This window comes from Agromyces sp. LHK192, from assembly GCF_004006235.1.
Taxonomy (GTDB): Bacteria; Actinomycetota; Actinomycetes; order Actinomycetales; family Microbacteriaceae; genus Agromyces.
The window spans coordinates 3,531,527-3,548,780 of record NZ_CP034753.1; the positions used below are offsets into that span (position 1 = coordinate 3,531,527).

General features: G+C 71.0%; 17 protein-coding genes. 12 read left to right on the forward strand and 5 right to left on the reverse strand.

All coding sequences use genetic code 11. The features are described 5' to 3' along the window. Positions 1-46: 46 nt before the first annotated feature. Positions 47-2,275 (reverse strand): DEAD/DEAH box helicase, encoded by a 2,229-nt coding sequence (locus ELQ40_RS16025; RefSeq protein ID WP_127794583.1) that lies wholly within the window; start codon positions 2,273-2,275, stop codon positions 47-49. A gap of 292 nt (positions 2,276-2,567) precedes the next feature. On the opposite strand from ELQ40_RS16025, the gene ELQ40_RS16030 reads away from it, so the two are divergent. From ELQ40_RS16030 to ELQ40_RS16060, 7 genes are all read left to right on the forward strand, one after another. Beyond that, complete coding sequence (locus ELQ40_RS16030) at positions 2,568-2,846, forward strand: type II toxin-antitoxin system RelE/ParE family toxin (protein WP_127794584.1); 279 nt, start codon at positions 2,568-2,570, stop codon at positions 2,844-2,846. Positions 2,847-2,860: 14 nt separating this feature from the next. Continuing rightward, on the forward strand, positions 2,861-3,145 hold the full coding sequence (locus ELQ40_RS16035; RefSeq protein ID WP_240665833.1) for a HigA family addiction module antitoxin: 285 nt from the start codon (positions 2,861-2,863) through the stop codon (positions 3,143-3,145). Between the two features lie 112 nt (positions 3,146-3,257). Next, positions 3,258-4,550, forward strand: a complete 1,293-nt coding sequence (locus ELQ40_RS16040; RefSeq protein WP_127794585.1) for a sensor histidine kinase — start codon at positions 3,258-3,260, stop codon at positions 4,548-4,550. Next, positions 4,547-5,200 (forward strand): response regulator transcription factor, encoded by a 654-nt coding sequence (locus ELQ40_RS16045; protein ID WP_127795361.1) that lies wholly within the window; start codon positions 4,547-4,549, stop codon positions 5,198-5,200. The genes ELQ40_RS16040 and ELQ40_RS16045 overlap by 4 nt, the downstream gene beginning before the upstream one ends. Before the next feature lie 135 nt (positions 5,201-5,335). After that, positions 5,336-6,340, forward strand: coding sequence for an alpha/beta hydrolase (locus tag ELQ40_RS16050; RefSeq protein ID WP_164863669.1), 1,005 nt, complete (start codon positions 5,336-5,338; stop codon positions 6,338-6,340). A gap of 64 nt (positions 6,341-6,404) precedes the next feature. After that, positions 6,405-6,944: a GNAT family N-acetyltransferase gene (locus ELQ40_RS16055; RefSeq protein ID WP_240665834.1), complete on the forward strand. Its 540-nt coding sequence runs from the start codon at positions 6,405-6,407 to the stop codon at positions 6,942-6,944. After that, complete coding sequence (locus tag ELQ40_RS16060; protein WP_164863671.1) at positions 6,941-7,963, forward strand: YihY/virulence factor BrkB family protein; 1,023 nt, start codon at positions 6,941-6,943, stop codon at positions 7,961-7,963. Before ELQ40_RS16055 ends, ELQ40_RS16060 begins: the two co-directional genes overlap by 4 nt. A 109-nt stretch (positions 7,964-8,072) precedes the next feature. Here ELQ40_RS16060 and ELQ40_RS16065 read toward each other — a convergent pair whose 3' ends face one another. Then, positions 8,073-8,432 carry a MerR family transcriptional regulator gene (locus ELQ40_RS16065; protein ID WP_127794588.1) on the reverse strand — a complete coding sequence of 120 codons (360 nt, stop codon included), beginning with the start codon at positions 8,430-8,432 and terminating at the stop codon, positions 8,073-8,075. A 70-nt stretch (positions 8,433-8,502) separates the two neighbouring features. On the opposite strand from ELQ40_RS16065, the gene ELQ40_RS16070 reads away from it, so the two are divergent. From ELQ40_RS16070 to ELQ40_RS16090, 5 genes are all read left to right on the forward strand, one after another. Further along, positions 8,503-9,453: an aldo/keto reductase gene (locus ELQ40_RS16070; RefSeq protein WP_127794589.1), complete on the forward strand. Its 951-nt coding sequence runs from the start codon at positions 8,503-8,505 to the stop codon at positions 9,451-9,453. A 111-nt stretch (positions 9,454-9,564) separates the two neighbouring features. Then, a complete protein-coding gene (locus ELQ40_RS16075) occupies positions 9,565-10,674 on the forward strand; it encodes an ABC transporter substrate-binding protein (RefSeq protein WP_127794590.1) in 1,110 nt (369 codons plus the stop codon). Between the two features lie 37 nt (positions 10,675-10,711). Further along, complete coding sequence (locus ELQ40_RS16080) at positions 10,712-11,533, forward strand: ABC transporter ATP-binding protein (RefSeq protein WP_127794591.1); 822 nt, start codon at positions 10,712-10,714, stop codon at positions 11,531-11,533. Next, on the forward strand, positions 11,533-12,339 hold the full coding sequence (locus ELQ40_RS16085) for an ABC transporter permease (RefSeq protein WP_127794592.1): 807 nt from the start codon (positions 11,533-11,535) through the stop codon (positions 12,337-12,339). Before ELQ40_RS16080 ends, ELQ40_RS16085 begins: the two co-directional genes overlap by 1 nt. Next, positions 12,312-13,139, forward strand: a complete 828-nt coding sequence (locus ELQ40_RS16090; protein ID WP_240665835.1) for an ABC transporter permease — start codon at positions 12,312-12,314, stop codon at positions 13,137-13,139. Before ELQ40_RS16085 ends, ELQ40_RS16090 begins: the two co-directional genes overlap by 28 nt. 88 nt (positions 13,140-13,227) lie before the next feature. Here ELQ40_RS16090 and ELQ40_RS16095 read toward each other — a convergent pair whose 3' ends face one another. Genes ELQ40_RS16095 through ELQ40_RS16105 form a run of 3 tightly spaced genes read right to left on the reverse strand, consistent with a single transcriptional unit; the run spans position 13,228 to position 17,221 of the window. Continuing rightward, on the reverse strand, positions 13,228-14,604 hold the full coding sequence (locus tag ELQ40_RS16095) for an amidohydrolase family protein (protein ID WP_127794593.1): 1,377 nt from the start codon (positions 14,602-14,604) through the stop codon (positions 13,228-13,230). A gap of 35 nt (positions 14,605-14,639) precedes the next feature. After that, entirely contained in the window at positions 14,640-15,992 is a 1,353-nt protein-coding gene (locus ELQ40_RS16100) for a Zn-dependent hydrolase (protein ID WP_127794594.1), read from the reverse strand. Beyond that, positions 15,989-17,221, reverse strand: a complete 1,233-nt coding sequence (locus ELQ40_RS16105) for an alanine--glyoxylate aminotransferase family protein (RefSeq protein WP_127794595.1) — start codon at positions 17,219-17,221, stop codon at positions 15,989-15,991. Before ELQ40_RS16105 ends, ELQ40_RS16100 begins: the two co-directional genes overlap by 4 nt. Positions 17,222-17,254 lie beyond the last annotated feature (33 nt).

The window sequence follows — 17,254 nt, forward strand, 5'->3', positions numbered from 1 at the left end:
CCGGCTCCACTGGGGAACCGGGCCGGGTGCGATCAGGTCGTGACGATCAGCGGTCGGAGTCCGCTGCGGCGGCGGCATCGACGGTGTCGGCGGACTCCTCGGCGGCATCCTCGACGATGTCGATCTCGTCGGCGGCGTCCGCGTCGATCTCGGCGGCATCCTCGACGAACACGACGTCGAGGACCTCGTCGACGATCTCGACCTCGACCGGCTCGATCTCGACCGGTCCGAGGTCGGCCAGCAGCTCGTCGCCGAGACGCACGTCCTCGAAGTCCACGTCGATCTCGGCACGGTCGAGCAGCTCGTTCATGCGGCGCTGACGGTTGCGCGGGATGAGCGTGACGACGCGGCCCGTGCGACCCGCACGGCCGGTGCGGCCGGCGCGGTGGAGGTACGTCTTGTACTCGTCGGGTGCGTCGGCCTGGATCACGAGGTCGATGTCGTCGACGTGGATGCCACGGGCAGCGACATCCGTCGCGACGAGCACGTCGACCCGCCCGCTCGTGAGCTGCTGCAGGTTGCGCGTGCGGCGCGCCTGGTTCAGGTCGCCGTGGAGGGCGACGGCGCGGATGCCGGCGTCCTCCAGGTGGTCGGTGAGGTCCTCCGCGAACGCCCGGGTGCGCGAGAACACGAGCGTCTTGCCCTCGCGGTCGGCGAGCTGCGCGACGATGTCGCGCTTGTCACGGTTGTCGATGACGAACACGCGGTGCTCGATGGTGCCCGAGGACTGGTCCTCGCCGGCGACCTCGTGGACGGCCGGGTCGACGAGGAACTCGTCGACGAGGGCCGCGACACCCGTGTCGAGCGTGGCCGAGAACAGCAGCTTCTGGCCGCCGTCGGCGGTCTCGCGGATGATGCGCTGCACGGGCTCGAGGAACCCGAGGTCGCACATGTGGTCGGCCTCGTCGAGCACCGTGATCTGCACCTGCGAGAGGTCGAGGGCGCCCTGACGGTGCAGGTCCTCGATGCGGCCGGGGGTGCCGATGACGATGTCGACGCCGCGGCGCAGCGCACCGACCTGGCGGCCCTGCGGCACGCCGCCGTACACCTGGGTCGTGAAGAGCCCGACGGACTGGGCGATCGGCTGCACGGTGCGGTCGATCTGGAGCGCGAGCTCGCGGGTCGGGGCGAGCACGAGGGCGCGCGGGGCGCGGCCCATCTGGCGCTTGCCGCCGGCCTTGCCCTTCGCAGCCCACATCTGCATCAGGCGCTCGACGGTGGGAGCGCCGAACGCGATGGTCTTGCCCGAGCCGGTGCGGCCGCGGCCGAGCACGTCACGGCCTTCGAGCACGACCGGGATGGTCGCGGCCTGGATGGGGAACGGCGACTCGGCGCCGAGGTCGCGCAGCGCGCGGACGATGTTGCCGCCGAGGCCGAGGTCGGCGAAGCCGATGCCGTCGACCTCGTCGGCCCGGATGGCCTGCGCCTCGAGGCGCTCGAGCACGACGTCGTCCTCCGGCGAGAAGCGCGGGCGCTCGTCCTTCGACGGGTAGAAGTCGGAGCCGCGACGGTCGGTGTTGCGGTCATCGCGGTCGAAGCGACGCGGAGCGCGATCGCGGTCCCGGTCGTCGAATCGGCGGGGCGCGCGGCCGTCGCGGTCGAACGAGCGGGTCGGGCGACGCTCGTCGCGATCGAACGAACGCGGCGCACGGTCGCGGTCGTCGAACCGACGCGGCGCGCGGTCGTCGCGTCGGCGGTCGTCACGGCGCGGGGCACGGTCGTCACGGTCGAACGAACGCGGCGCACGGTCGCGGTCATCGAACCGACGCGGTGCGCGGTCGTCGCGGTCGAACGAACGCGGCGCGCGACGCTCGTCGCGATCGAACGAACGCGGCGCGCGATCGCGATCGTCGAACCGACGCGGCGCACGCTCGTCACGGTCGAACGAGCGCGGGGCGCGGTCATCCCGGTTCCGGTCGTCACGACGGGGGCCACGGTCGTCGCGGTCGTACGAACGAGCCGGTCGGCGCTCGTCGCGGTCGTACGAGCGGGGAGCACGGTCGCGATCGTCGAACCGACGCGGCGCGCGGTCGTCACGCTGGCGGTCGTCGCGACCCGGGCGGTCGGCGCGGTGCGGCGTGCGACCCTCGGCGACCCGCTCGTCGCGCGACCAGCGCGGCTTGCGATCGCCGGCCGACACCTCGTCGGGGCGGTGGCCGCGGTGGCCGGCGCTGCGCGAGCCGGGCTTCTGCGTCGACTTCTTCGCGCTCCGGGCGTACGAGGGGTCGAAATTACGGGCGGGGCGACCGCCGGCGGGCTTCTTGTTCTTGGGCATGGATGACTTCCTGGGTTACCTCGAGTACATGGCGAGCACGCTGCGACGGCAGCGCGACCGTGAACCCGGGCAGTCTTCGACCGGGGCCGTTCACATACAGTGACTATCCGAGGCGGATGCCCCGGAACCGGCCCGTTGGACTCACAAACCCATCCGCGGCACTCCGCGGTGTCCAGAACCGACCTCACGATGGTATCGGATGCCCCTGTGAAACCGCCGGGCAGCGCCGGAATCGTGGCGAATCACCAGAGATAGATTGTATCGCGTTGCGATACGGGATACACTGGATCCCGTGATCGCGAGCTTTCGACACAAGGGCCTCCAGGCGTTGTACGAGTCGGGCTCGAAGAAAGGCGTACAACCTGCGCACGCGCCGAAGCTCACACGAATCCTCGGCCTCCTCGACGTGGCGCAGTCGCCCGCCGATCTCGCGATCCCGGGATTTCGTACGCACGAACTCAAGGGCGACCTGACCGGTCACTGGTCGATCTGGGTGAACGGCAACTGGCGAGTGACGTTCCGATTCATCGGGCAGGATGTCGAACTCGTCGACTATCAGGACTACCACTGACTCAGGAGATGAACATGACGATGAAGAACCCACCGCACCCTGGCGAGATCATCGGCGACGACGTGCTCGGCGAGCTCGGATTGAGCGTCGCCGAGGCGGCGGCGCGTCTCGGCGTCTCCCGCGTCACCCTCAGCCGGGTCATCCACGGGCACTCCGGGGTGAGTCCGAACCTCGCGGTCCGCCTCGAGCGCGCCGGTGTCGGGACCGCCCGGGCCTGGATGGCGTTGCAGGTGAACTTCGATCTCGCCCGCGAGATCGAAGGCAGGCCCCACGAGGTGGTTCCGCTCGTCGTGGCGTGATCGCGCCCCACGCCTCGCCGCCCTCGGTCGAGGGACCGGGATTCCTCACTCCGAAGGGGGAGATCGCGACGTGCTGCCGCCGTTGAGGACGGTTCGGTCGTAGGTTCGCGGTGTGAAGCGGATTCGATGGCGTTTGACCGACGTGCTGGCACCGGCGGTCGGGGTCGTGTACCTCGTGTTGTGGTGGGTCGGTGAAGCCGGTCGATTGGGCAACGGCTCCGGCGGCGTGCTGGTCTCGCTCCTGCCGCTCCTGCTCTTCAGCCTCGCGATCATGGTCTCGCAAGTGTGGCCGGCCGTCTCGCTGGCACTCATCGGCGGAACGCTGGTGCTGCAGGTGCTCGTCGAGGGGGCGAGGTTCAGCGACACCAGCTGGCCCGCATACCTGCCCCTGCTCTACGCCGTGTTCAACGCGAGTGCGTTCGGGCGGCGCGCCGTTCACTGGATCACGCTGCCGGTCGCTGCGCTGTTCGCAGTCGCCGTATCGCTGCTCCTGACGTTGCCGTCGCTGGGTCAGTACGGGTGGCCGGTGTTCTACGCCCTGGACAACACGAATTTCTTCGCCTTGCCGGGAGTCGACTCCGGGCCGGCCGACCTACCGGCCGGTACCGAGGTCGTCTGGTGGTTCACGACGATCTGTCTCGTTGCGGAGGGGTTGGTCGTCGGCGCGTGGAGCGCGGGGCTGGCCATGCGCGCGGTTCGCCAAGCCGGTGCCGCGAAGCGTCAAGCGCAGGCGCTCGAACGCGGCCTCGTGCTGGCGGAAGCCGAGACGACCGCGCTCAGCGAACGCGAACGGCTCGCCCGGGAGGTGCACGACGTGATGGCGCACTCGCTCGCGGTGATCGCGGCACAGGCCGATGGCGCCCGGATGCTCGACTCGAGCCTCTCCGACGGCAGCACCCTCACCCTCGCCACCATCGCCGACGCCGCGCGAGACGGACTCATCGAATTGCGCCGACTGCTCGACCACGAACCCCAAAGCGCGGGTGCCGTTCAGCCGACGATCGCCGACCTCGACGAGCTCGTCGACCGAGTGCGGGGAGCAGGGCTTTCGTGCACACTCACCGGCCTGGGCGACCCGCGCCCGCTGGGGCACTCCGGGACGCTGGGCGTGTACCGCATCGTGCAGGAGGCGCTCACGAACGCGGTCCGGCACGCCCGAGCCGACGGGCAGGCGATGGTGACTCTCGACTGGCGCGGACCCGGCCTCGCCCTGCTCATCGCCACTCCCACCTCGACGCCGTTCGACGCCGCCGCCGCGCGGCCAGGGCGCGGCATCCGCGGCATGCAGGAACGCGCCCGGATCGCCGGCGGGTGGCTGACCGCCGGCCCCGACGAGGACGGCACATTCCTCGTGAACGCCTTCATCCCCGTCGACGAACCCGCAGCCGTCGAGGTGGGCGCGTGAGCGACCGGATCCGAGCCGCGATCGCCGACGACCATGTGCTGTTCTGCGCCGGAATCGAGATGATCATCCGCTCCCAGCCCGACCTCGAGTTCGTCGGCTCCGCGCACGACGGCCGCGCGGCGATCGCACTCGCACAGGAAGCCCGCCCTGATGTCATGCTCATGGACATCCGGATGCCGCTCGCCGACGGTCTGAGCGCAACGCGAACACTCGCCGAGGTCGCGCCGGAGACCCGCGTGGTCGTACTCACGACCCATCAGCGACCGGATGCAGTTGCGCACGCCATCGAAGCCGGCGCACATGGGTTTCTGATGAAGGACGCCAGACCCGAACTGCTGCTGACGGCGATCCGCACCGTCCACGACGGCAACTCCCTCTTCGCCCCGCCGACCACGGTCGCGCTGATCCGCGACCTCGTGCCGTCGCGGCGAGACGAGCCCGATCAACGCGCGATCGCGGAACTGACCCCCCGCGAGCAGGAGGTCTATCTCCTCGCTGCACGCGGCCTGTCGAATGCCGAGATCGCCGAGTCGGCGTATATCGGCGAGTCGACGGTGAAAACGCACATCTCGCACATCCTCGGGAAGCTCGAACTCAGTTCACGACTCCAGCTGATCGCCCACGCTCACGCCCACCATCTCGTCCGATGAGACGGACGTTCCGCCGATCGGTGTGAAGCCGGGTCGGTGCTCGGGCCCGATCCGAATGCACGGCCCGCTTTCCCGGGTCGGCCGCGGCCCGGACGTGAGGTAACATCACTCCACCTCGAAAGCCCGGAGCCCCCCGTGACCCGTTCCCTTCCCTCCGGCGGTCGCGGGTTCCGGCGTCGCCGGGCCTTCGCCGCCGCGGCCGCCGTCGCGGCGGCGCTCGCGATCACGGGCGCGCTCTCGGGCTTCCACCTGCCGTTGCAGGAGATCGACCCCGAGGGCATCGATGCCGCGAGCGAGGTCGTCGGGTCGGAGATCATCGGCATCCGCACCTTCACGGCGCCCCCGGGCATCGAGGTCGCCGAAGACCTTGAGTACGGCGCTCGCGAAGACGGCACGCTGCTCACGCTCGACGTGTGCAGTCCAGCGGTCTCGGTCTTCGGTTCGGCGCAGCCGGCGGTCGTCTCGGTGCACGGCGGCAGCTGGGCGCGCGGCGATAAGGCGAACGCCGACTGGCGGAACGTGTGCCTGTGGCTCGCGAGCGAGGGCTTCGTGGCGGCATCCGTCAACTATCGCCTCGTGCCCGACGCGACGTTCCCGGCGCAGATCGACGACGTGTCGCTCGCGGTCGAATGGCTGCGCGGCGCCGAGCAGCTCGACCGGTTCGGCATCGACCCCGCACGGATCGGCGTGTTCGGCGGCTCCGCGGGCGGCAACCTCGCCGCGCTCCTCGGCGCCGCCGGCGACGGGCCGACCGATGTCGGGTCGCGTGTCGCCGCGGTCGCCGAGCTCTCCGGTCCGGTCGCCCTCGACGCGCTGGGCACGGCGTCGGACTGGCTGCAGGGGATCACCGCGGCGTACCTCGCCTGCGAACCCGATGTGCTCGCCGACGGCGACTGCGACCTCGCGGCGGATGCCTCGGCCGCGAGCCATCTCGACGGATCCGACCCTCCCGTGTTCATCGGGCACGCGGAGGACGAGGTGATCCCGCTCGTGCAGTCCCTCGGCTACGCCGAGGCGCTCGAGGCGGCGCAGGTGCCCGTCGAGCTCGCCGTGGTGCCCGGCGGCGAGCACTCGATCGGCATCCTCGACGAGGCGATGCGCGCACGGGTGGCCGCGTTCCTGCACGCCCACCTCGGCTGAGGCACACGACCACTCCCCCGCGCAACGGGTCGACGGCGGGGCATCCGGCTGCGATCATCGGCGGGTGACCGACGCACCCGAGCCGCCGCCGATCGACCTGCCTGCAGGCGCAGCACTGCCACCCGGACTCGTGCTGCGGCGCCCGACGGCGTCCGATCACGCGGGGGTGGCCGTGATCCGCGATTGGTGGGGGCTCCCGTCGACGAGCGCGCTGCCGTACGTGCTTCCGCGCCTGTTCTTCCAGCACTTCTCCGACACGTCCTTCCTCGGCGAGGACGACGCGGGCCTCGCCTGCTTCCTCATCGGGTTCCGGTCGTCGGCCGACCCGCGGGTCGCGTACATCCACTTCGTCGGCGTGCGCCCCGACCTGCGGGGTTCGGGCCTCGCGCGCACCATGTACGAGGCGTTCTTCGCGCAGCAGGCGGCGGTCGGATGCCTCCGCGTCGACGCGATCACGGGCCCGGGGAACACGCGGTCGCAGGCGTTCCATCGCGCCATGGGGTTCAGGGTCACCGGCGACGCCGAGCTCGACGGGGTGCTCGCCTGGCGCGACTACGACGGCCCCGGCGAGCACCGGGTCGCGTTCACGCGGGCACTCCCGTGAACCCGCAGCGGACGCCCGGCGACGATTCGCCGGCGCACGTGTCGGCCCACGAGTGGCGGGTCATCCTGGTGCGCACGTGGCACGAGTTCCGCATCAACCAGTCCGCCGACCTCGCCGCCGCGCTGACGTACTACGCGACGCTCACCGTGTTCCCCGCGGCGTTGGCGGCGCTCTCCCTGCTCGGTGCGTTCGGCACGGCCGAGGAGGTCACCCGGCAGGTGCTGCAGGTGCTCGCCGACCTCGGCGGCGACGAGGTCGCCTCGGCGCTCCAGGGCCCGGTGGAGCAGCTGCTCGGGGCGTCGCACCAGTGGCTCGCGCTCGGCGTCGGCGTGGTGGGGGCACTGTGGTCGGTCTCCGGATACCTCGGGGTGCTCGGCCGCGGCATGAACCGGGTGCTCGACGTCGAGGAGGGGCGGCCGTTCTGGAAGTCGCGGCCGATCATGATCGCCGTGGCGGCGGCGGTGCTGGTGCTCGCAGCCGCGGTCGCGCTGCTCCTGCTCGCGAGCGGACCGGTCGCGGGCAGCATTCTGGAGAGCTTCGGGCTCGATCCTGGCGCGGCGTTCTGGTGGGACCTCGCGAAGATCCCGCTCGTCGTGCTGCTCACCGCCGTGACCGTGGGCATCCTGTATTGGGCGAGTCCCAACGTGCGCCGACGCAACTTCCGCTGGTTCGGGGTCGGAGCCACGGTCGCCATGATCGGGTGGATCGCCGTGACGGTGCTGTTCGGCTGGTACGTCTTCAGCTTCGGCACGTACGAGCGCAACTACGGCGTGCTCGGGTTCGCGGTCGCGTTCCTGCTCTGGGTCTGGCTGTCGAACCTCGCGATCATGTTCGGGGCCGTGCTCGACACCGAGGTCGAACGGGTTCGCGAACTCCGTGCCGGCATCGACGCCGAGGAGGACCTGCAGCTGCCGCTGCGCGACGACCGGTTGATCGAGCTCAATCGCGAGCAGCGCAACGCCGACATCCGCGCGGCGCTCGAGCTGAAGCCGCCGTCCGCGGTCGACGGGGCCGGGTGACGCCATCCCATCCCTCTTCGCGTGCGGGTTCCACCCGTGCGTGCGAGTTGCTCGGCGCACGGGTGGACGAAAGTCGCACGCGAAGAAGGGGAAGTGGACGGCAGGGAGCTCAGCCGAGCTGCTCGCGGTACCAGTCCATCTTCTCGTGCAGCCGCGACTGCCGCTCGCGGAGGCGGTCGATGTCGGCCTGCACGACCCGGTCGTGCGCCTCGAGCAGGGCGAGTCGCTCGACGAGCGTCGAGGCGTCCTGCGACAGCACGCAGTAGCGCTTGAGGTCGGCGATCGGCATGCCCGTGTCGCGGAGGCACTTGATCAGGTCGAGCCAGGCGACGTCGGACTGGCGGTAGCGGCGCCGCCCACCCGGCGTCCGCTCGATGGGACCGACGAGTCCCTCGCGTTCGTAGTACCGCAGCGTGTCCAGACTGAAGCCCGTCGCCTCGACGACTTCGGCGGGCGTGTACTCGTCCATGCGACCCATTCTGTCCGATCTCGGGCTCGGGCTTGAGCTGGAGCGCACTCCAGCTTGCAGGCTGGGTGGCATGACCACCATTCCCCTCGCGCTCGGCGCGATGATGTTCGGCACCACGATCGACGAGGACACCTCGTTCGCCCTGCTCGACCGATTCGTCGAGCGCGGCGGCCGCTGGATCGACACGGCCGACTGCTACAGCTTCTGGGCGAGCGACTCGGGCTTCGGCGGCTCGAGCGAGGCGGTGCTCGGCCGTTGGCTCGCCGCCCGGCCAGGCGTCCGCGACCGCGTGCTCATCTCGACCAAGGTCGGCGCCGAGCCGACCGTCGCCGACCCCGACGCCTGGCCCGCCTCCCGCGAGGGACTGTCGGAGCGGGCGATCCGCGATGCCGTGTCCGGAAGCCTCGACCGTCTCGGCATCGACCGGATCGACCTGCTCTGGGCGCACATGGAGGACCGGCGCGTGCCGATCGAGGAGACGGCCGCGACGTTCTCGGCGCTCGTCGACGCGGGCGTCGTCGACCGGCTCGGCGCCTCGAACCACCCGGCGTGGCGCATGGAGCGGGCGCGGGCCCACGCGGTGGCGATCGGCGGCACGCCGTTCTCGGCGCTGCAACTCAGCCGCAGCTATCTCGCGCCGCGGCCGGGTGCCGTGCCCGAGGGCCAGAATCACCGGTTCGGCATGATGAGCGATGAGCAGGTCGATTTCGCGGTGGAGAACGGCATGGACCTGTGGGCCTACACGCCCCTGCTCTCGGGTGCGTACGACAATCCGGCGAAGCAGGTCGACGCGGTGTACGACCACCCCGCCTCGACCGCCCGCCTGGACGCGCTGCGCGAGGTCGCCGAAGAGCTCGGCGTCGCACGCGGACAGGTCGTGCTCGCCTGGCTCGCCGGCGGGGAGACCCCGATCCTGCCGATCCTCGGCGGCAGCCGGGTCGAACAGCTCGACGCGGCACTCGACGGCGTGGAGCTGACGCTGGACGGCGAGCAGCGCGCACGGCTCGATGCGGTGGCGTGATCACCCGTCACAACCCTGAAACGCAGCGAGCGGCCGCCTGAAACGTGGCGTGTTTAGCGTGGGCTTAACACCGATCGAGCCCCCGCACACCGTCCGTTTCGAAGGAGTCCCATGCCCACCTCCCGCAGCATGCGCACGCGCTCGCGCGCCGCAGCCCTCCTGTCCACCGCGGCCGTCGCCGCGCTCGCCCTGTCGGCGTGCGCGAGCGGCGGATCGCAGCCCGCCGCCGAGGGCGGCGAGGCATCCCTCGGCGAGATCAGCGTGCAGTACTCGTGGATCAAGAACGAGGAGTTCGCCGGCGAGTTCTACGCGTACGAGAACGGCTACTACGACGAGGCCGGGTTCGACGAGGTCATCGGCGTCTCGGGCCCCGACACGGGCGTCGCGAAGCTGCTCTCCGGCACCGTGCAGGTCGCGCTCTCGGATGCCGCGTCGATCGGCGCGGCGATCGCCGAGGAGGAGGCCCCGCTGAAGATCATCGGCGCCACCTTCCAGAAGAACCCGTTCACGATCCTCTCGCTCGCCGGCGCGGCGAACATCGCGACGCCCGAGGACCTCATCGGCAAGAAGATCGGCGTGCAGGACTCGAACGCGAGCGTGTTCGCCGCCCTGCTCAACGCGAACGGGATCGACCCGAGCCAGGTCGAGGTCGTTCCGGTCGACTTCGACCCGACCCCCCTCATGGACGGCCAGGTCGACGGCTTCATGGCCTACCTCACCAACGAGGCGCTGACGGTCGAGCTCGCTGGCTACGAGACCACGAACCTCGCGTACGCCGAGAACGGCGTGCCGTACGTCGCCGAGACGTTCTCGGTCACCGACCAGTACCTCGCCGAGAACAAGGACCTGCTGAAGGCGTTCCTGATCGCCGAGATCAAGGGCTGGACCGACGTGTTCCAGGAGAGCACCGACGACACGGTGACGCTGATCCAGAAGTACTACAACGCCGAAGCCGAGGCATCCGAGGAGGGCCTCGAAGCCGTCTTCGGCGCGCTCGACCCGGTGAAGACCGCCAAGGGCCTCGAGGCCGAGAAGCTGCTGATCTCGACCGAGGAGACCGAGGCGAACGGCCTGTTCACCATCTCGGACTCCCTCAAGGAGGAGACGGTGGCCTCGCTCGCCGGCGCCGGCTGGGAGGTCTCGGTCGACGACCTCTTCGACACCACGATCATCGACGAGATCTACGAGGAGCACCCCGAGCTCCTCGACTACCTGCCCTGACCGACGCAGCGAAGCACCGACGCCCCACGAAGACACGATGAACCACGATGACACCCGGGATGCCGGTGCCGCTCGCGGCACCGGCATCCTGATCGACGGCCTCTCCAAGACGTTCACGGCCAGCCGCGGCCGAACCGTGACCGCCCTCCAGGACACGCACCTGCACACCGACCAGGGCTCGTTCCTCGCCCTCCTCGGCCCCTCGGGCTGCGGCAAGTCCACGATCCTGCGGATCCTCGCCGACCTCGAGACGCCGACCACCGGCGAGGTCCGCGTCGACGGCAAGACCCCGCATGAGCTGCGCCGGAACAGCGAGCTCGGCATCGCCTTCCAGGACCACGCGCTGCTCCCGTGGCGGAGCGTGCTCAGCAATGTGCGGCTGCCATTCGAGATCGCGGGCCGCACGCCCGACAAGTCCTACATCGACGAGCTGATCGGCCTCGTCGGCTTGAAGGGCTTCGAGAAGGCGAAGCCGGCGCAGCTGTCGGGCGGCATGCGCCAGCGCGTCTCGATCGCCCGCGCGCTCGCGCTGAAGCCGTCGGTGCTCCTGCTCGACGAGCCGTTCGGCGCGCTCGACGACATGACCCGGCAGAACCTGAACCTCGAGCTCCTTCGCATCTGGACGGAGAAGCCCGCGACGACCCTCCTCGTGACCCACGGCATCGCCGAGGCGATATTCCTCTCGGACCGGGTCGCCGTGATGTCGCCGCGACCGGGCCGCATCAAGGAGATCATCGAGGTCGACCTGCCCCGGCCGCGCACGCCCGAGATGATGCGGACCCCCGAGTTCCACGCGCTCGTCGACCGCGCCTCGGAGCTGCTGTTCGGTGCCGACGGCCGCGTCGCGGCGGAGGCCTGATGCGCCGCCGCGGCCTGCCGACGTGGCTCGCCGGCCTGATCGGCGGCGCCGTGCTCGTCGGTGCGTGGTGGTTGCTGTCGGCCACGGTCTTCGAGCCGCCGCCAGGGACGACGTTCACGCCGGTGCCGTCACCCTGGGTCGTCGTGCAGACGATCGTCCAGGACGGACTGGCCCCGTACTGGCAGCAATTCCAGGTGACCATCACCGAGGCGCTCATCGGGTACGCGTGGGGCAACGCGGTCGCGCTGCTCCTGGCATCCGTCGTCCTGCTCCTGCCGCAGCTCGAGACCGTGGTGACCCAGGTCGCCGTGGTCAGCTACTGCCTGCCGATGGTCGCCGTCGGCGGCATCGCGATCGTGGTTCTCGGCGGTGCGAAGCGCGCCGGCGACCCGAGTGCGACGGCGATCTTCCTCGCGGCGCTCGCGGTGTTCTTCACGACGGTCGTCGGGGCGCTGCTCGGGTTCAAGGCCGCCGACAAGGCCTCGCTCGACGTCGTGCGGGTGTACGGCGGCTCGCGGCTCACCCAGCTGCGCAAGGTGCGACTGATCGCGGCGACGCCCGCGATCCTCAACGCGCTGCAGATCGCCGTGCCGAGTGCGTTCCTCGGCGCGATCCTCGGCGAGTACATGGGGGCGGTCGACCGCGGTGTGGGCATCACGCTCATCAAGCTGCAGGGCGATCTCGACTCCGCGCGCGTGTGGGCGGTGTTCCTGCTGTCGGCGATCGTCGCGCTCATCGGGTACGGCCTGCTCGGGCTGATCTCGCGGGCCGTGACGCCGTGGCTGGCCGGAAGGCCGACGACGTGAACCGGGCCGTGATGCGCAGCGTCGGCCGCTCGCTGCTGAACGCGCTGCTGACCCTGGTGATCGTGCTCGCCCTGTGGTGGGCGGTCGTGAACCTCACGAACATCTCGCCCTACGTGGCCAAGGGCCCCGCCGAGGTGTGGCAGTTCCTCTTCACCGACGAGGATGCCGCGCAGAACCGTGCCGACCTGGCGCCGCTGCTCGTGCAGACGCTGCAGGACGCGGCGCTCGGCTTCGTCGTCGGCATGCTGGTGGCGCTCGTGCTCGCGCTCGCGTTCTCGCTGTCGAAGGCGATCGAGGCCGGGGTCATGCCGCTGGCCCTGCTCCTGCGCAGCATCCCGCTCGTCGCCATCGCGCCGGTGATCATCCTCATCACGGGTCGTGGCACGCCCGCGTCGGTCGCGGTGATCGGCAGCATCGTGGTGCTGTTCCCCGCGCTCGCGTCGATCCTGTTCGGTCTGTCCCGCGCGTCGAAGGAGAGCCTCGACCTCGTGCACGTCTACGGCGGCGGGCGCTGGTCGCAGTTGCGCAAGGTCAACCTGCCCGGCGCCCTGCCGTCGCTGTTCGCTGCCGCCCGCGTCTCGGTGCCGGGCGCGGTCACCGGCGCACTCCTCGCGGAGTGGCTGTCGACCGGGCAGGGCATCGGCGGCATGATCGTGAAGTTCACGGCGACGGCGAAGTTCGACGACCTGTGGGCGTCGGTCGCGCTCATCACGATCCTCACGCTGGTGCTCTACAACGTCGTGCAGGTGCTCGAGAACGCGGTCCTGGCCCGCATGGGCATGACGACGTCGGCGCGTTGAGCGTCGAAGCGGCCGGGTCCTGCGGGACCCGGCCGCTTCGCGTCCACGCGGCCCGGGCCTTCGGCGTGCCCGGCGTGCGCCGCGCGACTCAGCGCGGGTGGCCGTGCTGCGCGGCGACCGCCGGCAGGTCGGCGTGGAGGCGAGCGGATGCCTCGGCCGCGAGCGGATTCGTCGAGACCCCGTGCTCGCTCACGACCCGGCCGCCGACGTACGCCGCGGCGAGGTTGCGCGGGCTCATCGCGAGCACGTAGCTGCGCACCGGATGCCACAGCGGCCCGACGTCGGGGCGGCGCGGGTCGACGACGAGGAAGTCGGCGAACTTGCCGGGCTCGAGGCTGCCGACGCGGTCGGCGACGCCCATGATCTCGGCCGCGCCGAGCGTGTGCAGGCGCAGCGCGGTCTCGGGCGACATCGACAGCGGGTCCTTCGTGCGGGCGCGCTGCTGGGAGATGCCCATGCGCAGGTTCTGCCACGGGTCCGAGACGTCGGTGCAGGCCTGGTCGTCCAGCCCGATGCCGACCTTCATGCCCATGGCGAGCATCTCGGGCACGAGCGCGACGCCCGACGCGAGCCGGCCGTTCGACGCCGGCTGCCACGACATCGACGCGCCGCCGGCGGCGGCCTCGGCGATGATCTCGGGCGTCGTCTGGATGAAGTGGCCGAACATCATGCCGGGGCCGAGTGCGCCGGCGTCCCGGTAGAACGCGAACTTCGACTGCTGCAGCTCGATCGCCTCGGGCGACTCGAGGAAGTGCGCCTGGTTGGTCACGCCGAACCGGCGCATGGCCTCGACCTCGATCCACGCCGCGTCGTCGCGCGGCGACCACTGCACCTGGCCCATGATCGACGAGCCCAGCGCGAAATCGGGATCCATCGCCCTCGTGTGCGCGACCTGCGCGCCGAACCGCTCGAGGATCTCGTCGTCGGAACCCACCGTCGCGTCCATGCCGGCGGCATCGACGAAGCGGATGCCCGCGTCGAGGCATCCGTCGGCCTGACGCGTGTGGTACTCCAGCCCGCGCATCCGGGCGTTCCCGACGCGGCGGCCGTCGACCATCGACTCCCACGCCTGCAACGGGTCGGTGAAGTTGTACGCCGTCGTCACGCCGTTCGAGAGGAAGTCGAGCGAGCCGTGCAGCGTCGACCAGTACGCGTGCTCGGGCGACAGGTTCGCCGTGAAGCCGAGCATCGAGTCGCACCATCCGTAGAGCGTCTCGGTCACGCCGAGGCCGCGCAGCCCGCTCGTGAACAGGTGCGAGTGGCTCGAGACGAACCCGGGCGCGACGAACGAGCCGTCGACGTCGAGCGACTCGTCGGCGGTCGTGCCCGCCGGGGGTTCGCCGTCGCCGAGCGCGACGATGCGGCCGTCGTCGCCGACGAGCATCCAGCCGCCGTCGAGGTACCCGGGGTCGTCGGTTCCGGCGGGGACGGTGATCAGTCGGGCTCGGGTGACGAGCAGTGACATCGTGTGCCTCCAGGTGGTGCGGTCGTGCGTCTCGGTCAGGCGGCGCGGCGGTCGGCTGCGAGCTGCAGCACCGACTCCGCGAGCGCCCGGATGCCCCGGCCCACGTCGCCGACCGAGACGGCCTCCTCGGGGTGATGGCTCACCCCGTCGGGGTTGCGCAGGAACAGCATCCCGACGTCGGTGATGGAGGCGAGCGTCATCGCGTCGTGCCCGGCGGGGCTGAAGAGCACCGACGGCTCGTCGCCGCCCGCGGCGACGGAATCGCCCGAGGTGCCCGCGATGCCCTCGCGCAGCACGTCCTGCAGGAGCGGCGCGCACCCGACGGCGGCCGCGTTGTGGATCTCGCGGTGCCGCCAGCGCAGGCCGCGACGGCCCATGATCGCGTCGAGCTCGCGGGAGAGCTCGCCCCACACGCGGTCGCGCTCGCCGTCGAACTCCCCGCGGAGGTCGATCGAGAACCGGGTCTCGCCCGGGATGATGTTGACGCCGCCCGGGAACGCCTCGAACTGGCCGACCGTGCCGATGATGTGGTGCTCGGCACGGCAGATGCGCTCCACGGCGAGCGCGGCCTCGCTCGCGCCGAGCAGGGCGTCGCGGCGCAGGTCGTAGGGCGTGCCGCCGGCGTGCCTGGCTTCGCCCTCGACCGTCACCTGGAAGCGGCGTGCGCTCGCGATCGACGACACGACGGCGAGCGCTTCGCCGCGCCGGTGGAGCTCCGGCCCCTGCTCGATGTGGGCCTCGAGGTAGCCGACGAGTTCCTCGGGTCGGCGCGCGGCCTCACCGATGCGCGAGGGGTCGAGCCCGAACTCGATGGCAGCGACGCGCAGCGAGGTGCCGCCCGAGTCGGTGAGGTTCCACCAGTCCTCGTTCCACTCGCCTGCCACGGCGGATGACCCGAGCAGCGCCTTGCCGAACCGCGTGCCCTCCTCGTCCCAGAACGCGACGACCTCGAGGGCGAACGGCAACGGCGAGTGCCAGGCCTCGTGGCCGAAGGGATCGCTGCCGGGGCCGCCCGGTCCGCCCGGCGCGCGCAGGAGCCGCACGACCTCGATGGCGCTGAGCACGCCGGTGATGCCGTCGAATCGGCCGGCGTTCCGCACGGTGTCGAGGTGCGAGCCGAGCAGCAGCGCCGGCTCGTCCGGTCCGGACGTGGTCTCGAGCCTGCCGAGCTGGTTGCCCGCGGCGTCCTGCCTCGAGGACATGCCGACCTCGCGCATCCACCCGGCGGCCATGCGGTTCGCGGTGGCGTGCTCGTGGGTCAGGTAGACGCGTTCGATGGCGCGGGGCGTCGCGGTCACGCGGGCGAGTTCGTCGCAGCGCTCCATGACCCGGCGCGCCGCCGCCGTGACCGCGTCGGGCGAGATCTGCAGGAGCGAGGTCGTCGTCATGCCGCCCTCCGGTAGACGTCCTCGGCCGCTTCGACCCCCGCGACGGTCGGCACGGCCGCGCCGAACCGCCGCAGCACCTGTTCGAGCGCGTCGAGGGTCGTGAGCACGGCGTCCTCGCGGGCGTTGAACCCCATCGTGCCGATCCGCCAGACCCGACCGTGCAGGGGGCCGAACGAGGTGCCGATCTCGATGCCGAAATCCTCGAGCAGCGCAGCCCGGGCGGCGTCGCCGGGCACTCCATCGGGGATCTCGACCGCGACCACGTTGTGCATCTTGTGGCCGAGGTCGCCGAAGACGCCGAGGCCGAGCGCCTGCACGCCCGCGAGCATCGCCGCCCCGGCGACCCGGTGCCGCTCGATGACGGCTTCGCGACCCTCGAGCAGCAGCACCCGCGCGCATTCGCGTGCGGCGTACAGCATCGAGGTCGCCTCGGTGTGGTGGTTCAGCCGCCTCGGCCCCCAGTAGTCGAGGATCATGCCGAGGTCGAAGTAGTTCGACCGCACGAAGTCGGGCGACGACGGGTCGCCGGGTTCGCGGATGCCGGCCTCCACGCGCTTGCGACTCGTCACGACCTCGACCGCCCGGTCGGAAAGGGTGATCGGCGACGACCCGCTCGGCCCGCCCAGGCACTTCTGCAGTCCGGCGGTCGCCGCGTCGAGCCCCCAGGCGTCGGACTCGAACGCGTTGCCGCCGAGCGAAGCGGTCGCGTCGGTGGAGAACAGCACGCCGTGCTTCGCGCAGATCGCGCCGATCTCGTCGAGCGGCTGGTTCATCGTGGTCGACGTGTCGCCCTGTACCAGCGCCAGCAGCGTCGGGCGCACGCGGACGATCGCCTCCTCGATGACCGACGGGGCGAACACCTGCCCCCATTCGGTCTCGATGGTGTGCACCTCGGCCATGGCGCGTTCGGCGATCTCCGCGAGGAGGTGACCGAACCTGCCGAACACGGGCACGAGCACCCGGTCGCCGGGCCGGATCAGCGACACCATGACGGCCTCGATGCCGGCGCGCGACGTACCGTCGATCAGCAGGGTGGCGTCGTTGTCGGTGGCCCAGACGCCCCGGTAGAGCGCCTGGGTCTCGGCCATCGTGTTCGTCATGAACGGGTCGTACTGGCCGACGAGCGGCGCCGACATCGCCTCCAGCACGCTCGGGTACGCCGAGATCGGCCCCGGCCCCATGAGGAGCCGGGCGGGCGGGTCGATCGGGCCGGGGATCTCGAAGGTCATCGGTGGTCCTCTCCGGGAGGGGTCGGGGCTGAG